This window comes from Kribbella sp. NPDC049174 (genome assembly GCF_043197365.1).
Lineage (GTDB): Bacteria > Actinomycetota > Actinomycetes > Propionibacteriales > Kribbellaceae > Kribbella.
The window spans coordinates 735984-756344 of record NZ_JBICSZ010000003.1 but is presented as its reverse complement, the minus strand read 5'-3'; the positions used below and the strand labels follow the sequence as shown (position 1 = coordinate 756344).

The following is a 20361-nucleotide window of genomic DNA, read 5'->3' as shown; positions in this document are numbered from 1 at the left end:
CCGGGCACCGCCGAATACGTCAGTCCTCCGGTGTCGCCGACTTGGCCGCCTGGTCGGCGATGAGGTTCAGCGCCTTCATGTCCTGCGGGAGTCCGGTGATCGACATCTCGACCGTCGCCAGGGAGTCGCCGGCGGTCGCCACCCAGCGGACCAGGACGTACCGGACGGTCTTGCCCGGGATGAAGGTGTAGGCGACGGTGGACGTCATCCGCGGCCGGCCGTCGGTGCCGGTGATCGTGTCGTCGGTCTTGGCGACGATCTGGAGGTTGTTCTCGTACGGCTGGCTCGACTCGAGGCCCTGGATCAGCTTGTCCCGCATCTGTGTCGGGGTCAGGCCGGGCTGGAACCCGGCCTCGATCCGGGCGCCGCGCTCCCGCAGCGAGTCGAGGAACTTCACCTCGCCGGGCGTCTCCTTGTTGATCGTCTTCTGCCAGCCGTCCGGCACCCGCACCGACAGGCGCACCGGCGGCTGCGAATCCTGCTGGACCGTGAACTTCTGGGTCCGGAAGTCCAGCTCGCCCGGCTGCAGGGCCGCGAGGTTGTTCGGCTCCGGGGTCTTCCGGCTCAGCTCCGGCTGACTCGGGGAGGCCTCGCCGAGGGGGACGGCGGCGCCGGCGGCGGTGGGGGCGGGGTGTTCGGTGCGGTCGCCGGTGTAGTAGCCGGCGGCGGCGCCGAGGACGGTGATCAGGACGATGGCGCTGACCAGAATCGGACGTTTCACGCGTGCACCGGCCCGGGCGTCATGCGGCCCCGGCCGATCCCGTCGGACGGCATGACGGGGCGCAGCACGTCGTACGGCGTGCTGGCTGGCAGGGCGCAGGCGGTCGCGGGCACGGCGACATCTTCTCAGGCGACCCGGGCAGCGACCCAAACAGTATTGGAGCGCCGGACCGGACTGAATCCTTTCAACGAGGTCTTGACACCCCCTCGGGCCGTCCGTAGCGTCCCGCGTGAAGAATGTAACACGACATCGCGGTTACTTCACATCACTCGGCGGTAATTCAGGGGCGGCTCTCGCCCCGCGCTCAGGAGGAACCATGGCACTCGATCAGTCCGTCAGTCGGAGGCGTCTCCTGCAGCTGATGGGTGGCGCCGCCGCCGTCGGCACGCTGGCGGCCTGTGGCGGCAACGGCGGCGGCTCGTCGTCGTCCGGCGGACAGGTGAAGGTGATCGGCGCCGGCAGTCAGGAGGCCGGTCTGCGCAAGGCGCTGGACGACTACAAGAAGGCGCACTCCGACTTCGACTTCAACCTGTCGTTCTCCCCGGCCGACCAGCTGCAGACCGCGCTGCGCGCCCAGCTCGCGGCCGGTAACGCACCAGACCTGCACGCGGTCTACCCGGGGAACGGCAGCGCGATGTCGATGGTCCAGCTGAGCAAGGCGAACCTGCTCGCCGACCTCAGCGACCAGGCCTGGACGCAGAAGATCCCGACCGGTTTCAAGGGCGCGTTCCAGAACGACGGCAAGACCTTCATCTTCTCGCCCGGGACCAGCGTGCTCGGCGCGATCTACAACAAGAAGGCGTTCGCCAGCGCCGGTGTCGAGCCGCCGAAGACCTGGTCGGAGCTGCTGTCGGTCTGCGACAAGCTGAAGAAGAAGGGCATCGTCCCGATCGCCCTCGGTGCGCAGACCCCGTGGGTGACCCAGCTGATCGACTACGCGCTGGTGCCCGGCACGGTCTACGCCAAGACGCCCGACTTCGACGACAAGATGACCGCCGGCAACGCGTCGTTCGCCGACTCCGGCTGGGCCGATGCGATGGACAAGTACCTGGAGCTGCAGAAGAAGGGCTTCTTCAACGACAACCCGAACGGGACGACGTACGAGCAGGCCACCTCGATGGTCGGCACCGGCAAGGCCGCGATGGCCGTGCAGGTGTCCGCGGTCCTGCAGGCCTTCCGCGAGGCGGCGCCGTCACCGGACGACCTGGGCATGTTCCCGTTCCCGGCCACCGACGTCGAGGCGGACAACTGGATCCCCGGCGGCGTCGTGGTCGGCATCGCGGTCAGCGCGAAGAGCAAGAAGGCCGACCAGGCGAAGAAGTTCATCGAGTACTGCGGCCAGCCGGAGGTCGTGAACGCCTGGGCCGAGGCGGTCGCCTGCGTCCCGCTGTACTCCGACGGTGACGCGAAGGTGGACCCGGTCCTGAAGCCCTTCCTGCCCTACCTGAAGGACAACAAGGCCGTCCCCTTCATGGACCAACGCTGGCCGAACGCCGAGGTCCAGCCCACCCACTTCGCCGTCGTCCAGGAACTCCTCGGCGGCAAGACCACGGTCCCGGGTGCTCTGAAGAAGATGGACGAGGCCTACCGGAAGAGCGCATGACGGCTATCACCACAGCGGTACGGCGGGACGCCGCGAAGGCACCGCGGCGTCGCGGGGGCGGCATCGCGCCGCCGTGGTTCTTCGCGGCGCCGGCCCTGCTCGTGTACGCGCTGGTGATGCTCTACCCGAGCATCGTCGGCGCGGGCTCGGCCTTCACCGACTGGTCCGGTGTCGGAGAGCAGCGGTCGTTCGTGGGGCTGGAGAACTTCAAGCAGCTGGTGCATGACGACCAGGCGCTGGGGGCCTTGCGCAACACGTTGCTGCTGACGATCGCGATCGTCGTCGTACAGAACGGGATCGGGTTGCTGCTGGCGCTCGGCGTCCACACGGGGATCAAGAGCCGGATGGCGTTGCGGGTGATCTTCTTCGCGCCGGTCGTGGTCAGCCCGGTGATGGTGTCGTTCCTGTGGAAGTACGTCTACAACCCGGCGCCGGACGCGGGGCTCAACGCCGCGCTGAACGCGATCGGTCTCGGCGCGCTGCGACAGGACTGGCTCGGTAATCCGTCGTTGGCGATCTGGTCGGTCGCGTTCACGGTGATCTGGCAGTGCGCGGGCTACTCGATGGTGATCTTCCTGGCCGGGCTGGAAGGCGTACCGCAGGAGTTGCACGAGTCCGCGATGGTGGACGGCGCCGGCCTGTTCGCGCGGTTCCGGCACATCACCTGGCCGTTGCTCGCGCCGGCGACGACGATCAACGTGATGCTGTCGACGGTGGGCGGGCTGACACTGTTCACCCAGATCATCGCGATGACGAACGGCGGTCCGGGTTACGCGACGGACACACTGTCGACGGTGCTCTACAAGCAGGCCTTCGTGTTCGGGAAGTTCGGCTACAGCACCGCGGTCGCACTGGTGCTGGCGATCTTCGTCGCGGCGGTCTCCTTCATCCAGATCGGCTATCTGCGTTCGAGGGAGACGACGGCATGAGGACCAACTACCGCCCGCGCACCCTGGTCCGCGAGCTCGTCATGATCGCGGTCGCGATCATGTTCCTGTTCCCGGTCTATGCCCTGGTGACGCTGGCCTTCAAGGACCCATCACAGATCGCCAACCGGCCGCTGTCGCTGCCGAATCCGCCATCGGTCGGCAGCTTCGGCGAGGCGTGGCAATCGGCGTCACTCGGGTCGGCGTTGCTGAACAGCACGCTGATCACGGTGTCGAGTGTGGTGATCCTGATCGTGCTCGGGTCGCTGGCGGCGTACTTCCTGGCCCGTACGGCGTCCCGGCTCAGCTACAGCCTCTACATCTTGTTCCTGGTCGGCATCATCCTGCCGTTCCAGCTCGGCATGATCCCGCTGTACCAGCTGGTCAGCGACATGGGCCTGCTCGGCACGTACCAGGGGATGATCCTGTTCTACACCGGGATCCAGCTGCCGTTCACGGTGTTCCTCTACACCGGGTTCATCCGCTCGCTGCCGGCCGACTACACCAACGCGGCGCTGATCGACGGCGCCTCGCACCTGCAGGCGTTCGGGTACGTGATCTTCCCGCTGCTGCGGCCGATCACCGGCACCGTGCTGATCCTCAACGCGGTGCACATCTGGAACGACTTCTTCACGCCGCTGCTCTACCTCGGCGGCTCCGGCCGGGAGACCGTCCCGGTCCGGGTGTTTGCCTTCGTCAACGAATACACCTCGGACTACGGACTCGTCGCAGCCGGCCTGGTGCTGGCCGCGCTGCCCATTCTGCTGGTTTTCCTGGTCCTCCAGCGGTACGTGATTCGCGGCTTCTCCAGCGGCCTGAAGGGATAACCGTGGCACTTCCCCCTCGCTTGGCGTCGGTCCTGACCGATCCGCCCAGGGCCTACTCACCCGCGCCCATCTGGTGGTGGAGCGGCGAACCGCTCGACCCGGCCCGGCTGCGCTGGCAGCTCGAGCGGTTCGTCGAGGGTGGGGTGTACCAGCTCGTCATCCTGAATCTGGCTCCGGCCGGGTCGGATCACGGCTGCGACGCGGACGATCCGCCGTTCTTCTCGGAGCGGTGGTGGGAGATCTTCCTCGGGGTCTGTGACGACGCTGCCGAGCTGGGTGTCTCGCTGTGGTTCTACGACCAGCTCGGGTTCTCCGGGGCGGACATCCAGGCCCGATTGGTGGCTCGGCAGCCGGTGTACGCCGGTCGACGGCTGCAACGGCTGACCGTCAGTGGGACGGGTCGGCTGGAGCTGCGGTGTCCCGCCGGCGGTCGGGTGATCTCGGCAGCGGTGGAGCCGACTTCTGGGGTGGATCTTGATCCCTCTGGCGCTTCCTGTCAGGTGTCGGTTGAGTCCGAGTTGTCGTTGTTCTACGAGACGGACCATGGGTTCGACTACCTGAGTCCCTCCGCCTGTACGGCGTTACTGGACCAGGTGCACGGTGAGTTCGAGCGGCGGCTGGGGGATCGGCTCGGTCGGGTCGTGGTCGGGTCGTTCCAGGACGAGCTGCCCTCGGTGCCAACGTGGTCCGCTGACTTCGCCGAGCGTTTCGTGGCGCGTTATGGGTACGACCTCCGCGACCGGCTCGGTGCACTGTGGGATTCCGCCGTACCGGAGGGGGATCGGGTACGGCGCGACTACCACGCGCTGCGGGCGTCGTTGGCGGAGGAGGCGTTCTTCCGGCCGTTGCATGAGTGGCACGAGAAGCACGGGCTCGTGGTGGGCTGCGACCAGCAGGATCCGGCGCGAGCCGGGCTGCCCGTCGAGGGTGTCGAGCTGTACGCCGACTACGCGCGGACGCATCGGTGGTTCAGTGCGCCCGGGTCGGACCACCATGGGGATGCGCGGATCCACTCGTCGTTGGCTCATCTGTACGAGCGACCGCGGACGTGGATCGAGGCGTTCCACTCCACCGGGTGGGGCGGGACGCTGGAGGAGACGTTCGACTGGTTGCTGCCGTGGTTGCGGACCGGGGCGACGTTGTACAACCCACATGCCGTCTACTACACGACGCGAGCCGGGTGGTGGGAGTGGGCGCCGCCGTCGACGGACTGGCGACAGCCGTACTGGCGGCATCACAAGTCGTTCGCGGATGCGGTGGCGAGGCTGTGCGCGGCGTTGTCGTTGGGACGGCACGTGTGCGAGGTCGCCGTACTGTTCCCGAATGCGACAGCTCAGGCCGATCTGACGATGGACGGGCCGGGTCCGGACGCGTTGCGTGCTCAGGAGGTGTATCGGGAGCTGATCGGCGATGCGACCTGGTTCGCGCCGGTGCTCGGGGTGCTGGATCGGGCCCGGATCGACGCGGATGTCATCGACGACGAGTCGCTGGCCGGCGCCGAGGTGATGATCGGGGCCGGGGTCGTGGATGGGGCGCAGCTGTCCGTCGCGGACGAGCGGTACTCGGCCATTGTGTTGCCTGCGGCAACTGTGCTCGAGGAGGCGGTGGTGGAGCGGCTGGCGGAGTTCGTCGCCGCCGGCGGGTTGGTAGTTGCCGTGGGCGCCGTTCCCGACGGGTTGCCGGGCGAGGTTGTAGCGGTTGCCGAGGCCGCAGATGTGCCCTCGGCGTTGGCGCGGTTGCCGCGGCGGGTTGAGGCCGAGGTGCCGGTGCTGACCCGGGAGGTCGACGACGCGTTGGTCGTGTTCGTCACGCCGACCGAGTGGAGTGCGACGCAGATCGACGGCGAGCGTGTCGGGCGGGGGATCAGTCACGAGTGGGCCAGTGTGGGCTACACCTTCGATCCTTCGCGCTATCTGGACGAGGTGAGGCTGCGGGTCCGCGACCTGCCGGGTCCGCCGCAGCTGGTGAATCCGTTCGACGGTTCCTCGAAACCTCTGGCCTGCAAGGACGGTGAGGTTGTCGTTCCGTTCGATCACGGTCCTGCCGCGCTGGTGGTGTTTGCCGATGGCAACCCATCGGTGGTGGCTGAGGAGCCGGGCGTGCGGACGGAGTCGGCGCTCGAAGGTGACTGGGACGTCGAGCTGATTCCGACCCTGGACAACACGTGGGGCGATTTCGCCTGGCCGGCCAAGGCTCCCTCGGAGGACGTCGTGGTCGAGCGCTGGGCGCTGGAGCATCGCGTCGAGGGCTCAGACGACTGGCGGCCGGCGCACGCGACCTTCGGGCCGCACGGTCTCCTCAACGGCGAGCCGGTGGAGTACTCCGAGTCGCTGGGGATCCGCAAGGACCACATCCATCACCACGCGCTCGGCCCGAAGGGTCATGTCCCGGAGGACTTCCTGGACTTCGGCTCCGTCGACGCCGGCCAGACGGTCACGTTCGCCGCCGCCTTCTCGCTGACCGACACTTTGGATTCCGTCGTGGTCGTCGGGGCTCCGGCGGCCAAGGAGTTGCTGATCGACGGTCAGCCGCTGCCGATCTCCGACGACGGCGGATACTTCGGCTCGGTGCCGGTGGCTCTCGAGGCCGGCACCCATCAGCTCGAGTTGCGGTTGACACCGTCCGAGCGGCTGGACCTGCGGGCGAATGTGGCTTTCGTCCGCGACCTGGCGTCGTACCGTCGGCCCGAATGGATCGCGGTGGACTCGCCGGGCGCTGACACGGCGATCCGCTACCGCACGTCCGTCGTACCCGGTGAGTGCACTGAGCTCACGTTGACTGCGTGGGGATCGGCACGGCTGTTCGTGAACGATGTCGAAGTGGGTCGCCAGGGCGGCTTCATGCCGTACGAGCGGCCGACTCCGCGGGTACGGCGGTACGACGCGGCCGCCGTACTGCGACCAGGTGTCGAGAACACGATCGTGGTGGAGGTGACCCGGCCGACGCCGATCCTGGTCGACGGCCTGGTGATCTCCGACCACGACTGGAAGGCGACGGTCGACGGATCGACCGTACCGACGGTGCGACGGCGCCCCTGGCATCGCGCGCTGGCCGACCTGCATCTCACCCGTCGACCGCATCCGCTCCCGGCCGCGGCCTGGCTCGACGGTACGGACACCACCGTGGTCGAGCCGATCACGTTCGCCGTACCCAGGCCGTCGCCCGACCGGATCGAACACCTGCGCTTCGACCTGCCGCCAGGCACAACCCGCCTCGAGGTCAACCTGGTCGGCGAGGGCGTCCTCACTGTCGACGGCGAGCAACTCGCCACCGGCACCGGCAGGGTTGTCGCCGACGTGCTGGCAGGCGGCAAGACCGGCTGGCTCACGCTGATGACCACCCCCGGTCATGAGTCCGGTGCCGCTCTGACCGGACCCATCCGAGCAACCGTAGGCCGCGGCCGAATGCCCTTGGGCGACTGGGATACCCACGGCCTCTCCGAGTACAGCGGCGGCGTCCGCTACACCCGCCGACTCGTCCTCCCGGACGCCGCAACCCTGGATCTCGGCCGAGTCCGCGGAACCGCCGAAGTCATGATCGACGGTGTCAGCATCGGCTCCCGCTTCTGCTCGCCGTACACCTTCGACCTGACCGGCATCGCGGCCGGAGAACACACCCTCACCATCGAAGTCTTCGGCACCGCGGCCCCCTACCTCGACGCCGTCAGCCCGACCCACTTCGTCTTCCCGGGCCAGAAGACCACTGGCCTCTTCGGTCCGGTAACCCTCAGTGCGCGCTAGTAGACCTCGATGCGGTCGAGGCTGATGATGGTGCTGCCGGAGGCGGGGTTCTTGTCGCCGGTGACGCGGACCTTCAGGGTGTGTGGGCCGGCGGGGAGGGTGGGGCTGACGTAGATGAGCTGTTCGCCGACCCGGATCGAGCTGTAGTAGTCGATGCGTTGTTCGGGGCCGCCGTCGATGGAGATGGCGGCGATGCCGTTGCCGGTGTCGAGGACGCTGAGCAGGGCGACCTTGGTGCCGTTGAAGCGGATCGTGGCCGACGCGTTGGTCTGGCCGCTCCAGTGGTCGTTGCCCCAGAAGCACTGGTTGCCGCAGCCGGAGCCGGAGCTCCAGGTGCCGGCGTACTCGACCTGGTTGAGGCCGGTGCCGGTGTCGAAGTCGTTGATCCAGTAGTTCGCCGAGCCGGGGTCGCCGGACGGTAGCGTCTGGGTCGCACCGGCGGCCAACGGCCTGCCCAGGTTGGGTGTGCCGTCCGCGTTCCAGCTGATCTTCTGCACGCGGCTGGTGCGGAAGGAATACGTGTAGGTGCTGGTGTTCTTGCCGTGGTACGCGATCCAGTCCTCGGTGCCGTCGGGGGACTTGAAGAACGAGTGGTGCCCCGGTCCCCAGACGCCCGTCGCGTCGTTGCGGGAGAAGATCGGACCCGGGTGCTGCACCCAGTTCGACGCGACCATCGGGTCGGCGCCGTTCGCGATGCTCTTCATCCACAACTGATAGTCCGGCTTGCCGGTGTCGCAGGAGGAGTAGGTCAGGAACACCCGCCCGTTGCCGTAGATCGGGGTCGGTCCCTCGCGGACCTCGCTGCACCCGCCGTCCGCCGGGATGGCGACCCGGCCGCCGGTGACGGTCCACGGGTTGCTCATCCGCGCGATGTACAGCTGGGCCGGCCCGCCCTGACCACGGCCGGGTCCGGTCCAGACGAAGTACTGCTGCCCGTTCACCGTGATCGGCTCGCCGTCGATCGCGTACTCGCCGAAGTCCGCGATCTTCGCCTTGAAGTGGTACGGCCCGAGCGGATCGGAACCCTCGGACTCGATCACGTACATCCGGTGGTTCGCGTCCACGCCGTCGGAGGCGGTGTAGTAGATGTACCAGCGGCCGTCCACCTTGCGGAACGCCGGCGCCCACATCTGCGTGTTGCGGCTCGGATCCGAGTCCCGCCACACCACCTGCTCGGGCTGGACCAGCAGTGTCGCCAGACTCGGCGACGACCAGATCCCGATCCGGTCGCCGCGGGTGGTCGCGACGTAGTACCGGCCGTTGTCGAACATCAGCGACGGGTCGGCCGACGGGTTCACCGGGTTCCGGAAGTTCTGCGACTGCACCGCGTTCTCCTGTTCAGGTCTATCGGCAGCCGGCGCGGGACCTGCCAGTACGCCGGTGAGCAGTAGCGCGACGGTGACGCCGAGGACGGGGCGGAAGAACCTCATGGCAGAACCTCTCGAGCCGGAGGGGCGGACCGGTCTCGTTGTTTGTACTGCGACTTTGCCATCGTTGTAAACCCTTCGCACCAGGATCGTAGGGCTGGAACCGGGGATCCGGGACCGGCGTCCTATCGCGCATGAAGCTCAAGGTTCGGGTCGTGCACTACGGCTGTCACGGGCGTGACTGCTGGTACGCCGACATCGATGACGCCGACGATCGTCAGCCCGACGATCCGTACTGGTACGCCGACGGCTGCCGCTCCCAGGCCGAGGCGATCACCCTCGCCTGCACCCAGCTCGCCGTCCTGGAGCAGACCGACCGCCCGCTGTTGCGGATCAGCGAGTCACGAGTCGCTGCCTGAACCGCGCGACCGGCATCATAGGGCGATGCTCGGGGAATCGGACGGCACCAAAGGCGACGCCACGATCGAGCAGATCGGCCGGCGTCGGACGCTCACCAAAACCCTTCAACTCGCTGTCGTCCTCGCCGTGGTCCAGTGGCCGATGCGTGCCGCCGTCCACGACGCGTCCGCCTCGGCATTCGACTGCGAGGTGCCCGGCCGGTTGTCGCTGCTGCTCGACGCGACGTTCATCATGGCCTACGTCTACGCGGCGTTCCGGGCCTACAAGTACCTCAAGTTCCTGAATCGCCAGTCGTGGAAGCAGATCGCGGCACTCGGTTCCTGGCTGGTCTTCGTCGCGGCGGTGCTCGATGTCGTCGAGGACGTCCGGCTGTGGACCGAGTTCGGCGCGTCGACCGGTGCCTGCGCCGATCTGTCGACGGGCTGGTTCACCTGGGTGATGCGCGGCGTCGGCCTCGTCGGCGCACTCGTCCTCGCGGTCGCCTGCTTCGCGTCCAGTCGCTTCGGGCAACGGAAGTTGTACGGCGTCCGGCTGGTTCCGCCGGCGACGTTCCGGCGGAGCAAGGACGACGGCAAGGACGACGGCCGGCTGGTGATCACCTGTTCCGGTGGCGGCATCCGGTCGGCCTCGTTCTGCCTCGGTGCGCTGCAACTCCTGCGGGAGAAGGGTTTCTACGACAAGGCGTCGACCGTGATCGGCGTCAGCGGCGGCGGCTACATGGCCGCAGCGTTCCATGTACTCCGGCGGACCTGCGCCGATCCGTTCTCGCCGGGCTCACCCGAGCTCGCCCGGTTGCGACGGCAGACCCGCTACCTGCTCCAGGGCGGCCGGGCGATGTTCCGGGCCGCGATGTCGGTGCTGTTCGGGCTGGTCGTCAACCTGTTGCTGATCGGGATCACGTTGCGCGCGATCGCCTGGGTGCTCGGCTGGTTCCTGGCCGACCAGAACGTGATCGTGCAGGCGGGTAGCGAGATCCACGTCGACCTGCGGCCGGACGGCTCGTGGTTGTTCCTCGGCCTGGCGTTGCTCCCGCTCGCCCTCAGCGCGGCGATGTTCGTGCTGGAGAAGGTGTGGGACCGCTGGGCCCGGATGCCCGATGTGGTCCGGATGCTGCTGACGACGATCGGCAACGTGTCGCTCCGGTTCGGCGTACCGGTCGCCGTCTTGTTGCTCGGCGTACCGGGAGGCCTTTATCTGCTGGGACAACTGCCTGGCGAGTCGGCCGATCAACCGAGTCTCCCATCGGCCTTGCTGGCGTTGGTCGACCCCACGAAACAGGGTCTCGCATCGTTCGGCGCGCTGGTCGTCGTCCTGATCGGACTCGGCAAGTCGGTGTGGAACGGGCTCGCGGTCGAGGGCAAGGAGGCGGCCGGGATGCGGGCCCGGTTGCTCGCGTTCGCCCGGACCAAGCTGGCGCCGTGGGCCGGCACCGCGATCATCGTGGTCGCGGCGGTCATCGCGTTGCTGCGCTGGACCGGCGGTTACGCGACCGACCGTGCGTACCAGGAGGACTGGAACGTCGCCCTGGTGCTGGCCGCGATCGCGGTCGCGATCAAGGTGCTCACCGACGCGAACCGGACGTCACTGCACTCGTTCTACCGCGAGCGGCTGTCGCGTGCGTTCCTGGTGACGCGCAAGGACAACGGCGCCGCGGTCTCGCTCGACTACCACCTGCGGCTGCGGTACTCCGAGTGGGCGAAGCCGGTCGACGGCGGACCGCAACTGGTCATCGCGGGCGTCGCGAACGTGTCCGACGCGGACTTCGTGCCGAGCCAGCGCGACTGTGTGCCGTTCGTCTTCGACGCCCAGCAGATCGGGATCGTCGGTGACCGCTCGCTGCCGGATGGCGGGCGGCGGACGACCGACGACTACGAGCGCGAGGCCGACATGCTCAAGCGCGAGGTGACCGTGCCGGCCGCGATGGCGATCAGCGGCGCCGCGTTCAGCCCGCTTACCGGCCGGGTGAACGCGCGGACCAGGCCGGTTCGGCTGCTGCTCGCCGTACTGAACGCGCGGCTCGGGGTGTGGCTGCCGAACCCGTACTGGAACAATCGGCCCGAACCCGCGTTCCCGGAGGTCCGCGGAAGCTTCGCGAAGGTACGGCGGTACGTCGGCAGCGTGATCGACAAGCCCGGGCCGTACCGGCTGCTGCTGGAGGGAATCGGTCAGCCGTCGATGTACGACCGCCGGATCTACGTCACCGACGGCGGTCACTACGACAACCTCGGTCTGGTCGAGGCGCTCCGCCGGGAGCCGGCCCAGGTGATCGTGATCGACGCGTCGAACGATCCCGAGGACCGGTTCAGCGCGCTGGCCGAGGCGATCGCGACGGCCCGGATGGACCACGGAATCCAGATCGACATCGACCCGTCGCCGATGATCCGCGGGTCCAAGCCGCGCGCCGACCGGGCCTGGGCCTACGGCATCGCCACCCACCCGCTGAAGGACGGCGAGGCGAAGCAGTACAAGACCGAGATCTTCTTCGTGAAGGCGGTGCTGGCCGGTCACCTCGGCTGGGACATCGAGCAGTACGCCGCCGGTCACCCGGACTTCCCGCGGCGGACCACCGGTGACCAGTTCTACGACGAGTGGGACTTCGAGGCCTACCGCTCGCTCGGATACGCGCTGGCCGAATCGCTCACCGAGCACCACCGGGTCCGGGACCGGCTGGAGGACTTGTAACCCTCCGTCAGGCGCCGCGGGCAACAAAAACGGTGACGGGGTGGAGTGCTCAGGCAACCAACTGCGGGGGCTCGGGCAACCAAAAAGCACCCAGATGAAGGTGCGGATGCACGTGCAGTCCGCCTGGTGAGCGGATGGTTGCCTACTCCCCGGCGCGATGGTGTGATTGGTGACCGTGCGCCGGAAAAACTTTACGCAAACTTTGCCGTGACCTTCGGCGCGCTAGGTCGTTGATCTGTCAGACAGTTCGCGGACCGCGGATTGCTGGGGCAGATTCTGCTGGGGAATCTGGGAAGGACCGCCCGTGCATCGATTCAATTCGCCACCTGACTGGCCCGAGCCGCCCAGCGACACCTGGCGTCCGCCGCCGGGCTGGGAGCCCGACCCCGACTGGCCGGACGCACCGGCGGGCTGGGGTTTCTGGGTCAACCGCAGCGGCCGCCCGGCCCTGGGGCCTATCGGTGCCTACGGAGCCGTCGACGCGGGCCGCGTCGAGTTCGCCGCCATCGACCCGTCCTTGGTTCTCATGCACTCCTGACCAGCAAACTCTTGACCGTCCCGCCGGCACAGGCGCAGCCGGCCGGACCGCCCGGCTCCCGCAGGCTTCCCAGCTGTGGGAGCCGTGTTGTGTCCGGGTTCGGACGCGGACTGGCGTGTTCTTATCGTCTTCTGATGTTATGTTATCAGCATAGATAACACTGGATCGGGAGGCGTGGCGTGGGCTGGATCGGCGTTGACCTCGGCACGCAAAGTGTGCGCGCCGTCCTCGCCGATGGCGACGGCAGTGTCCTGGCTCGCGCGGCCCGTCCGCTCGTCAGCCACCGCGACTCTGCGCGCCACGAGCAGGACCCGCAGAGTTGGCTCGACGCCGTCGATGCCGTCCTGGCCGAGGTCGCCGGCCCCGAGCTCGACGGCATCGCGATCTGCTCCACCTCCGGCACCTTCCTGCTGACCGACGCGCAGGGCCGCCCGATCACCCCCGCACTCATGTACGACGACGCCCGTGCAGCCGGCCAGCGTGCCCGCATCGTGGACGCCGACCCGGATCGCTGGGCGACCGCGATGCAACCCACCTGGGCCCTCCCGAAGCTCCTCTGGCTGAAAGCAACGGAAAGTCACCGGATCGTCCACAGCGCCGACTTCGTCGCGGCCCACCTCGTCGGCCATCCCGTGGCCACCGACACCAGCCATGCCCTCAAATCGGGCTATGACCTCGTCGCCGACGCCTGGCCGCAGGCAGCCTTCGACAAGCTCGACCTTCCGGCAAGCATCTTCCCCGACGTCGTCCTGCCCGGCACCGAGCTCGGCCGCACCCCGGCCGGGGTCCCCGTCTACGCCGGTATGACCGACGGCTGCGCCGCCCAGATCGCCGCCGGCGCCCTCGCCCCGGGCTCCTGGAACTCCGTCCTCGGTACGACGCTCGTCCTCAAGGGTGTCAGCAAGGACCTTCTCTACGACCCCACCGGCGCCGTCTACAGCCACCGTCACCCTGACGGCGGCTGGCTCCCCGGAGGCGCATCCAGCACTGGTGCCGGCGTACTCACCGAGCTGCTGCCGGACGCGGACCTCGACGCACTGGACAAGGCAGCCAGCCCGATCGACGCCGTCATCTACCCGCTCACCAAGACCGGCGAACGATTCCCCTTCGTCGCTCCACAAGCCGAGCGTTTCACCCTCGGCAACCCGGCCGGTGACGTGGCGACGTACGTCGCGGTACTACAAGGTGTGGCCTTCATCGAGCGACTCGCCTTCGAGCATCTGGTCGGCCTCGGCGCCGACCCGCTCCGATCCGTCTCCCTCACCGGCGGTGCGGTGCGCGGCGGCTATTGGAACCAGCTCCGCGCCGACGTCCTCGGCGTACCCGTCGAACTCCCGGCCACCCCGGACCCGGCGTACGGAATGGCCATCCTGGCGGCGTCGTCCGGAGGCTCGCTCACCGAGACGGCACGCCGGATGGTCAAGACAGCCCGCATCCTCGAACCAGGGCCGCGACGGCTCGATGAGCTGTACGGCGAGTTCGTCGCCGAACTGGATCGCCGGGGGTACCTCGGATGAGGACCACGATCGTGTTGGCCCGGCACGGCCGGACCGAATGGCACCACGGCAACCGCTACACCGGTTCGACCGACCTCCCGATCGACGAGGTCGGCGTACGACAGGCACAGCAGCTCAAGCTGTGGGCCACCGACTACGCACCGGACGCGCTGTGGGCGTCACCGATGCTGCGGGCCCGCCAGACCATCACCCCGACCGCCGAAGCACTCGGCCTGACGCCGACCCTCGATGCCAGGCTGCGCGAGGTCGACTTCGGCTCGGCCGAGGGGAAGATGCTCAGCGAACTCCCGCCGGCGGTGGCCAAGGCCTTCCAGTTGGACCCGGTGCGCGACCACTTCCCGGGCGGTGAGGATCCGGCCGCGGCGGCCGATCGCGTGCACGAGGTCTTTCAGGAGATCGGGCGCGCGCACCAGGGGCAGAAGGTGCTCGTCGTCGCTCACAACACCCTCATCCGGCTGCTGACCTGCCGGGTGCTCGGACTGCGGCTGAACGACTACAGGAGACTGCTACCTGCTCTCGGTCCCGCGGCGTTGGTGCGTTTCCGCTGGCAGGACGGCACAGTGGGTCTCGAGGCGTACAACGTTCCCGCAGTCCGAATGGAGACCCTGGCATGACATCCGACGTCGACGGTGACACCACCGAACTGAGTCGTCCCGCCCGCCGGCAGGCCGAGATCGCGGCCTACGTGGTCGAGCACGGGTCGGTCTCGGCCAACGATCTGGTCGAGGCGTTCGGGGTGAGCGTGATGACGGTGCACCGCGACCTGGACGAGCTCGAGCGGCAGGGCGTGGTGCGCAAGTACCGCGGCGGGGTCAGCGCCCAGCCGACCAGTGTCTTCGAGAGCAACGTCGCGTACCGGCTGAACACCGCGCAGACCGAGAAGGCCGCGCTGGCCCGGCACGCCCGCGCGATGATCGAGCCCGGTATGTCGGTGATGCTCGACGACTCGACCAGCGCGCTGGCCCTGGTCGACCTGTTCGAGGACATCACGCCCTTGACGGTGGCAACGAACTTCCTGCCCGCGATCACCAAGCTGACCGCGCTGCGCGACATCACCCTGCTTGCCCTCGGCGGGATCTACTCCGCGACGCACGACTCGTTCGGCGGGATGCCATGCGCGGAGGCGGTCGAGGCGCTGCACACCGACCTGCTGTTCTGCTCGGTCTCCGCGGTGTCGCCGACGCACGCTTTCCACCAGGAGGAGGAGATCGTGCTGGTGAAGCGGGCGATGCTGCGGTCCGCGAGGACCAAGGTGCTGCTGGTCGACCACGCCAAGTTGCAGCGCACCGCTCTGCACAGGCTCGCCCCGCTGACCGATTTCGACGTGGTCGTGGTGGACGAGAAGACCCCGAAGGACCTGATCCAGCCGCTCCGCGACCACGGCGCGACCGTGGAGGTCGCAAAACTCTAGAAGGGGGAGCTTATGGACGTCGGAGTCGACGTCGGCACCACCGTCACCAAGGCCGTCGCGTTCGACGACGCCGGCCGGCCGGTGGCCGAGGCGTCCCGGCCGACCAGACTGGTCCGGCCCGGCATCGGCCGGTTCGAGCACGAGACCGCCGAGATCGTTGCCTCGGTCAACGAGGTGGTCGGTGAACTGGCCGGCACGGTGGGGGACCGGCCCGGCGTCCTGGCGATCACCGCCCAAGGGGACGGCCTCTGGCTGGTCGACCCGGACGGTACGGCGGTCCGCCCGGCGATCTCCTGGCTGGATGCCCGTAGTAGCGCGATCCTCGAGCGGTGGACGACCGACGGTGTCGCCGAGCGGGTCTTCCGCCGCTCCGGGAACCGGATGTTCCCCGGTGCGTCCGGTCCGCTGCTGGCCGCCGTACTCGCGGAGGAGCCGGACGTCATCGCGCGCGCGGGGACCGCGGCGTACTGCAAGGACGTGGTGATGCAGCAGCTCACCGGCGTCCGCGCGACGGACGTGTCGGATGCGTCGGCGCCGTTCCTCGATCCGCGCACGAATCAGTACGACGACGAGGCGCTGAAGGCGACCGGTCTCTCGGAGCTGAAGCACCTCCTGGCACCGGTGGAGTCCGCCGGACCGGTCGGTGAACTGCGCGACGACTCGACCGGAATGGCCCGCGGTACCAGGGTTTCCGCCGGACCGTACGACCTTCCAGCCGCAGCCGCAGGGGCCGGCGTGGTGGAGCCCGGCGACGCCCTACTCACAGTCGGAACGACGCTCGCCTGCCAAGTGGTGACACGCGAGTTGCCCGTGGACGGCGAGCCGGCCGGGCTGTTCCTCGGCACGTGGACACCGGGCGTCTGGCTGCGGGCCATGCCTGCGATGGTCGGCACTGCTGCGCTCGATCGGGTGCTGGCGTTGGTCGGCGTCGGAACGGACAAACTGCCGGAGTTGCTGGCCGAAAGCCCGGTAGGAGCTCAGGGCGTGACGGTGCTTCCCTATCTGTCGGAAGCCGGCGAGCGAGCCCCGTTCGTCGACACCCGGGCCCGCGGAACGATCGACGGGATCTCGCTGTCCACCACCACCGCCGACCTGGTCCGCGCGACGTGTGAAGGCATCGCGTACGCCGCTCGCCACTGCCTCGAGGCGGCGGGCTGGAGCGGACGCGTGACGGTCTGCGGCGGTGGTGCTCGCAGTACCGAGTGGACCCAGATCCTGGCGGATGTGCTGAACGCGCCGCTGCACACGGCCGAGGCGGAGCAGGTCGCCGCGCGCGGTGCCGTGATCTGCGCGCGGCGCGCGGTCGATCCGGACAGCGCCGGGCCCGAGTGGATCGCGGAGACCCGGCAGGTCGATCCCGATCCGGCCCGCGCCGCCTTCTACGCCGAGGGCTACGCCCACTACCTGCGCCGGATCGAGTCGGCCCGCCCACGCTGGTCCGACCCAGCACCTACCTTCACTTCAGGAGTTCGTTGACGTCCTCCCCGCCCTCAGGGACGGGGATTCCAACTACTACGCGGAGGTAGCGTGTTGAGGTTCACGCTTCGGCGAGACCCGTCTGGGCGTCTCTCGGCGTGCGCTGACGGCGCGTCCGGCCGCGATGTTGACTGCCGCGTTCACGTCCGCGTGCGCCTGATGTCCGCAGGCTGTGCACCGGAAGACCGCTTGGATCTCGCGGTTGTCCGGTGCGCAGTGCCCGCAGACGCTGCAGGTCTGCGACGTGTACGCAGGATCGACTTTCTCGACTCGTCCCCCAGCCTTGTGTTCCAGGCGTTGGACGAGCAGTCCCCAGCCGTTGGACAGGATGCCGCGGTTCAGCCCCGCTTTGGCGCGGCGACGGTTCGGCAGATACGTGCCTGGTTCTTCGGGGTTGGGCTTGGGCTTCGGTCGCCTGGTCATCTGGGCGATGCGCAAGTCCTCGACGCGGATGAGGTCGAATCGGCGGGCGAGGTCGGTGCTGGTCTTCTCGACCCAGTCTTTGCGGCGGTCGCGAGTGCGGGCGTGCAGCTTGGCGATCGCGGCTCTCACTCGCCGGCGTCGGTTCGAGCTACGACGGCACCGGGCCAGGCGACGTTGCAACTGCTTGAGCCGTTCCTGCTCACGGTCGGACAGGCTGGGGCAGGTCAGGAGTTCGCCGGTGGACAGGGCGGCCGAGACGGTGACGCCGCGGTCGACGCCGACGACCCCTCCCGTGCCGGGTGCGGGGATCGGCGGCGGGATGACGGCGAACGCGAGGTGCCAGCGGCCTGTCCGGTCACAAGTGATGCGGTACGACTTCGCCTCCGGAACAGATCGGGACCGCCGAAACCGTACCCAGCCGACCTTGGGCACGTTGACCGCGGCCCATCTCCGGCTCAGCATGGTGATCCGGGATGCCTGAGAACCGACGATACGAAACCCTTCGTGCAGCCCGGCTTTACGCCAGGTCGGTCGCCGGTGGCTGCCGCCGTGGAGGTTCCTGACGGCCTGGTCGAAGTCCCGCAGCGCCTGTTGCTGCACGGTCTGCGAGCCGGCGCGCAGCCAGTCGAACGCGGCCCGAGCTTCGGTCAGTTGCCGTGCCTGCTCGACGTACGCAGGTGTCGGTCCCCTGTCGCGGGTCCAGAACGACCATTGCTCAAGAGCCAAGTTCCACACGTACCGGGCATGCCTGCACTGCTCCAGCAACGCAACCTGCTGCGCAGGAGTCGGGTACAACCGGAACCGGGACATGGAAGCTACTCCATCAGTCACCACCGACAATCCCCAATCCCCGAAGGGAGGTGGTCGCGGTTGCTCTCCGCCGTGAACGACGGAGTTCCCCTGCGACCTAACCGATGAGAACCGTCAAGACATTGCTCGCCGGCGACCACTTCGTCAGGAACGAACTGCTCGCCAGCGCCTTGTCCTCCCTCGACGAGGTCAGCTTCGACTTCCGCGAAGTCACGCTGCCGTGGCCGCTGACGCCGTACGGGCGGGTGGCCGAGGTGGACGAGGCGAGCGACGCCGAGGACCAGCTGATCGAGGCGCTGGCCGGGGTCGAGATCGCGGTCACCCAGATGGGCCCGTTCACCGAACGCGTCCTCGCGGCCGCACCGGACCTGCGGTTCCTGGTCGTCTGTCGCGGTGGTCCGGTCAACGTGAACGTGCCGGCGGCCATCAACCGCGGCATCATCGTCGCCTCCACCCCCGGACGGAACGCGGTCGCCGCGGCCGAGCATGCGGTCGCCTTGATGATGGGTGCCCTCCGCAACCTTCCCCGCCTGCAACGCACGCTGGAGCATGGCGAGTGGCGGAGCGACCTCTACGCGTACGACGAATGCGGTGTGGAACTCGACGGGTCGACCGTCGGCCTGGTCGGGTACGGCGCGATCGGGCAACGTGTCGCGCGCGTGATGCTCGCCTTCGGCGCCCAGGTATTGGTCGCCGACCCCTTCATCGACATAGCTCCTGAAGGCATCGAACTGGTCGAGCTGGACGACTTGCTGCGGCGGTCGAACGTGGTCAGCCTGCACGCCCGGCTCACCGACCAGACCCGCGGCATGATCGGCGCCGACCAGCTTGCGCTGATGCCACGAGGCGCCGTACTGGTGAACACCGCCCGCGGCGGTCTGCTCGACTACGACGCGACCGTGGACGCACTCGAGTCCGGACAGCTCGGTGCCGCTGCCTTCGATGTGTTCCCGTCCGAGCCGGTGCCGGCCGGGGCGCGGTTGCTGACGGCCCCTAATGTCGTGATGACGCCGCACCTGGCCGGAGCGACCCGGCAGACCGCGCACCGGGCCGGCTCGATCGCCGCCGAGGCGGTGGCCGCCTACCTGGCCGGGAAGGACCCGGTGGGACTGGTCTCCGCCTGACCATGCAACTTCTGACTCCCAGCACCTGGACCGAGCTCCTGCTGCTCCTGACCGCGTTCGTGCTGTCGATGATCATCGGCATCGAACGGCAGTTGCAGCAGAAGAGCGCGGGGATGCGCACCCACACCCTGGTCGGGACCGGTGCTGCCCTCTTCACCCTGGTGTCTGGGTTCGGCTTCAACGCCGTCCTGGGGACGGACGTCAACCTCGACCCGTCCAGGATCGCGGCCCAGATCGTCTCCGGTGTCGGCTTCCTCGGCGCCGGCGTGATCTTCATGCGCCGCGACGTGGTCCGCGGCCTGACCACCGCGGCGACGATCTGGATGACGGCGGCGATCGGGATGGCCTGTGGAGCAGGGATGCCGCTGCTCGCCGCGGCCGCGACCGTGCTGCACTTGCTTGCTGTCGGCCCCTTCGGCCGGCTGGCCCGGTTCCTGCCGTCGCCGGACCGGCGGCGGATCCTGACCGTGCGGTACCACGACGGTTCCGGTGTCCTGCGCTCGATCCTGGCGACCGCGACGTCGATGGGGTTCGAGGCGTCGGTGCTCGGGACGGAGGTGCATCGCGACGGCGGCCGCCCCCAGGTCCGGGCGTCGATGCGGTTCCGCGGCCGCCCGCCACTGCAGAACCTGGTCCTCGCCCTCGACGAGCTGGACGGCGTCACCGGAGTCCGGTTGCGCAACGACGAGGACGACTGAGTGACCGGATCGTTGTGAAGTCAGTGAGAAAATCACATACATTCTCTATACGTCACCATGAAACGGTGATAATTTCAC

16 protein-coding genes are annotated in these 20361 nt (G+C 68.4%); 13 read left to right on the top strand and 3 right to left on the bottom strand.

The window, feature by feature from the left end; genetic code table 11:
• Positions 1 to 19: 19 nt before the first annotated feature.
• Positions 20 to 721 (bottom strand): hypothetical protein, encoded by a 702-nt coding sequence (locus ACGFIF_RS20955; RefSeq protein ID WP_393156507.1) that lies wholly within the window; start codon positions 719 to 721, stop codon positions 20 to 22.
• 316 nt (positions 722 to 1037) lie between these two features.
• Here ACGFIF_RS20955 and ACGFIF_RS20950 point away from each other — a divergent pair, with 316 nt between their 5' ends.
• The 4 genes from ACGFIF_RS20950 to ACGFIF_RS20935 are packed head-to-tail and all read left to right on the top strand — an operon-like array spanning position 1038 to position 7817.
• A complete protein-coding gene (locus ACGFIF_RS20950) occupies positions 1038 to 2324 on the top strand; it encodes an ABC transporter substrate-binding protein (RefSeq protein WP_393156505.1) in 1287 nt (428 codons plus the stop codon).
• Complete coding sequence (locus ACGFIF_RS20945) at positions 2321 to 3253, top strand: carbohydrate ABC transporter permease (RefSeq protein WP_393156503.1); 933 nt, start codon at positions 2321 to 2323, stop codon at positions 3251 to 3253. The genes ACGFIF_RS20950 and ACGFIF_RS20945 overlap by 4 nt, the downstream gene beginning before the upstream one ends.
• Positions 3250 to 4077, top strand: a complete 828-nt coding sequence (locus tag ACGFIF_RS20940) for a carbohydrate ABC transporter permease (protein WP_393156501.1) — start codon at positions 3250 to 3252, stop codon at positions 4075 to 4077. Before ACGFIF_RS20945 ends, ACGFIF_RS20940 begins: the two co-directional genes overlap by 4 nt.
• Positions 4078 to 4079: 2 nt before the next feature.
• Positions 4080 to 7817: a hypothetical protein gene (locus ACGFIF_RS20935; RefSeq protein ID WP_393156500.1), complete on the top strand. Its 3738-nt coding sequence runs from the start codon at positions 4080 to 4082 to the stop codon at positions 7815 to 7817.
• Here the strand turns inward: ACGFIF_RS20935 and ACGFIF_RS20930 are convergent.
• Positions 7814 to 9247, bottom strand: coding sequence for a family 43 glycosylhydrolase (locus ACGFIF_RS20930; protein ID WP_393156498.1), 1434 nt, complete (start codon positions 9245 to 9247; stop codon positions 7814 to 7816). The genes ACGFIF_RS20935 and ACGFIF_RS20930 overlap by 4 nt on opposite strands.
• A 131-nt stretch (positions 9248 to 9378) precedes the next feature.
• On the opposite strand from ACGFIF_RS20930, the gene ACGFIF_RS20925 reads away from it, so the two are divergent.
• The 7 genes from ACGFIF_RS20925 (at position 9379) to ACGFIF_RS20895 (ending at position 17228) form a co-directional block, all read left to right on the top strand.
• Positions 9379 to 9603, top strand: coding sequence for a hypothetical protein (locus ACGFIF_RS20925; RefSeq protein WP_393156496.1), 225 nt, complete (start codon positions 9379 to 9381; stop codon positions 9601 to 9603).
• A 25-nt stretch (positions 9604 to 9628) separates the two neighbouring features.
• Positions 9629 to 12286: a hypothetical protein gene (locus tag ACGFIF_RS20920; protein ID WP_393156495.1), complete on the top strand. Its 2658-nt coding sequence runs from the start codon at positions 9629 to 9631 to the stop codon at positions 12284 to 12286.
• 304 nt (positions 12287 to 12590) lie between these two features.
• Positions 12591 to 12824 carry a hypothetical protein gene (locus tag ACGFIF_RS20915; RefSeq protein ID WP_199238228.1) on the top strand — a complete coding sequence of 78 codons (234 nt, stop codon included), beginning with the start codon at positions 12591 to 12593 and terminating at the stop codon, positions 12822 to 12824.
• 179 nt (positions 12825 to 13003) lie between these two features.
• Positions 13004 to 14341: an FGGY-family carbohydrate kinase gene (locus ACGFIF_RS20910; protein WP_393156493.1), complete on the top strand. Its 1338-nt coding sequence runs from the start codon at positions 13004 to 13006 to the stop codon at positions 14339 to 14341.
• A complete protein-coding gene (locus ACGFIF_RS20905) occupies positions 14338 to 14955 on the top strand; it encodes a histidine phosphatase family protein (protein ID WP_393156491.1) in 618 nt (205 codons plus the stop codon). The genes ACGFIF_RS20910 and ACGFIF_RS20905 overlap by 4 nt, the downstream gene beginning before the upstream one ends.
• A complete protein-coding gene (locus tag ACGFIF_RS20900) occupies positions 14952 to 15752 on the top strand; it encodes a DeoR/GlpR family DNA-binding transcription regulator (RefSeq protein WP_393156490.1) in 801 nt (266 codons plus the stop codon). Before ACGFIF_RS20905 ends, ACGFIF_RS20900 begins: the two co-directional genes overlap by 4 nt.
• A gap of 12 nt (positions 15753 to 15764) precedes the next feature.
• Positions 15765 to 17228 carry an FGGY family carbohydrate kinase gene (locus ACGFIF_RS20895; RefSeq protein ID WP_393156489.1) on the top strand — a complete coding sequence of 488 codons (1464 nt, stop codon included), beginning with the start codon at positions 15765 to 15767 and terminating at the stop codon, positions 17226 to 17228.
• 36 nt (positions 17229 to 17264) lie between these two features.
• Here the strand turns inward: ACGFIF_RS20895 and ACGFIF_RS20890 are convergent, their stop codons facing one another.
• Entirely contained in the window at positions 17265 to 18461 is a 1197-nt protein-coding gene (locus ACGFIF_RS20890; RefSeq protein WP_393156487.1) for an RNA-guided endonuclease InsQ/TnpB family protein, read from the bottom strand.
• Positions 18462 to 18565: 104 nt separating this feature from the next.
• On the opposite strand from ACGFIF_RS20890, the gene ACGFIF_RS20885 reads away from it, so the two are divergent.
• A complete protein-coding gene (locus tag ACGFIF_RS20885) occupies positions 18566 to 19585 on the top strand; it encodes a 2-hydroxyacid dehydrogenase (RefSeq protein WP_393156485.1) in 1020 nt (339 codons plus the stop codon).
• A gap of 2 nt (positions 19586 to 19587) precedes the next feature.
• Positions 19588 to 20283, top strand: a complete 696-nt coding sequence (locus ACGFIF_RS20880; RefSeq protein ID WP_393156484.1) for an MgtC/SapB family protein — start codon at positions 19588 to 19590, stop codon at positions 20281 to 20283.
• Positions 20284 to 20361: the final 78 nt, after the last annotated feature.

Coding starts and splice junctions, on each gene's coding strand:
- ACGFIF_RS20950 (WP_393156505.1), top strand. CDS start 1,038: ATGGCACTCGATCAGTCCGTCAGTCGGAGGCGTCTCCTGCAGCTGATG.
- ACGFIF_RS20945 (WP_393156503.1), top strand. CDS start 2,321: ATGACGGCTATCACCACAGCGGTACGGCGGGACGCCGCGAAGGCACCG.
- ACGFIF_RS20940 (WP_393156501.1), top strand. CDS start 3,250: ATGAGGACCAACTACCGCCCGCGCACCCTGGTCCGCGAGCTCGTCATG.
- ACGFIF_RS20930 (WP_393156498.1), bottom strand. CDS start 9,247: ATGAGGTTCTTCCGCCCCGTCCTCGGCGTCACCGTCGCGCTACTGCTC.
- ACGFIF_RS20925 (WP_393156496.1), top strand. CDS start 9,379: ATGAAGCTCAAGGTTCGGGTCGTGCACTACGGCTGTCACGGGCGTGAC.
- ACGFIF_RS20920 (WP_393156495.1), top strand. CDS start 9,629: ATGCTCGGGGAATCGGACGGCACCAAAGGCGACGCCACGATCGAGCAG.
- ACGFIF_RS20905 (WP_393156491.1), top strand. CDS start 14,338: ATGAGGACCACGATCGTGTTGGCCCGGCACGGCCGGACCGAATGGCAC.
- ACGFIF_RS20900 (WP_393156490.1), top strand. CDS start 14,952: ATGACATCCGACGTCGACGGTGACACCACCGAACTGAGTCGTCCCGCC.
- ACGFIF_RS20895 (WP_393156489.1), top strand. CDS start 15,765: ATGGACGTCGGAGTCGACGTCGGCACCACCGTCACCAAGGCCGTCGCG.
- ACGFIF_RS20890 (WP_393156487.1), bottom strand. CDS start 18,461: ATGTCCCGGTTCCGGTTGTACCCGACTCCTGCGCAGCAGGTTGCGTTG.
- ACGFIF_RS20885 (WP_393156485.1), top strand. CDS start 18,566: ATGAGAACCGTCAAGACATTGCTCGCCGGCGACCACTTCGTCAGGAAC.
- ACGFIF_RS20880 (WP_393156484.1), top strand. CDS start 19,588: ATGCAACTTCTGACTCCCAGCACCTGGACCGAGCTCCTGCTGCTCCTG.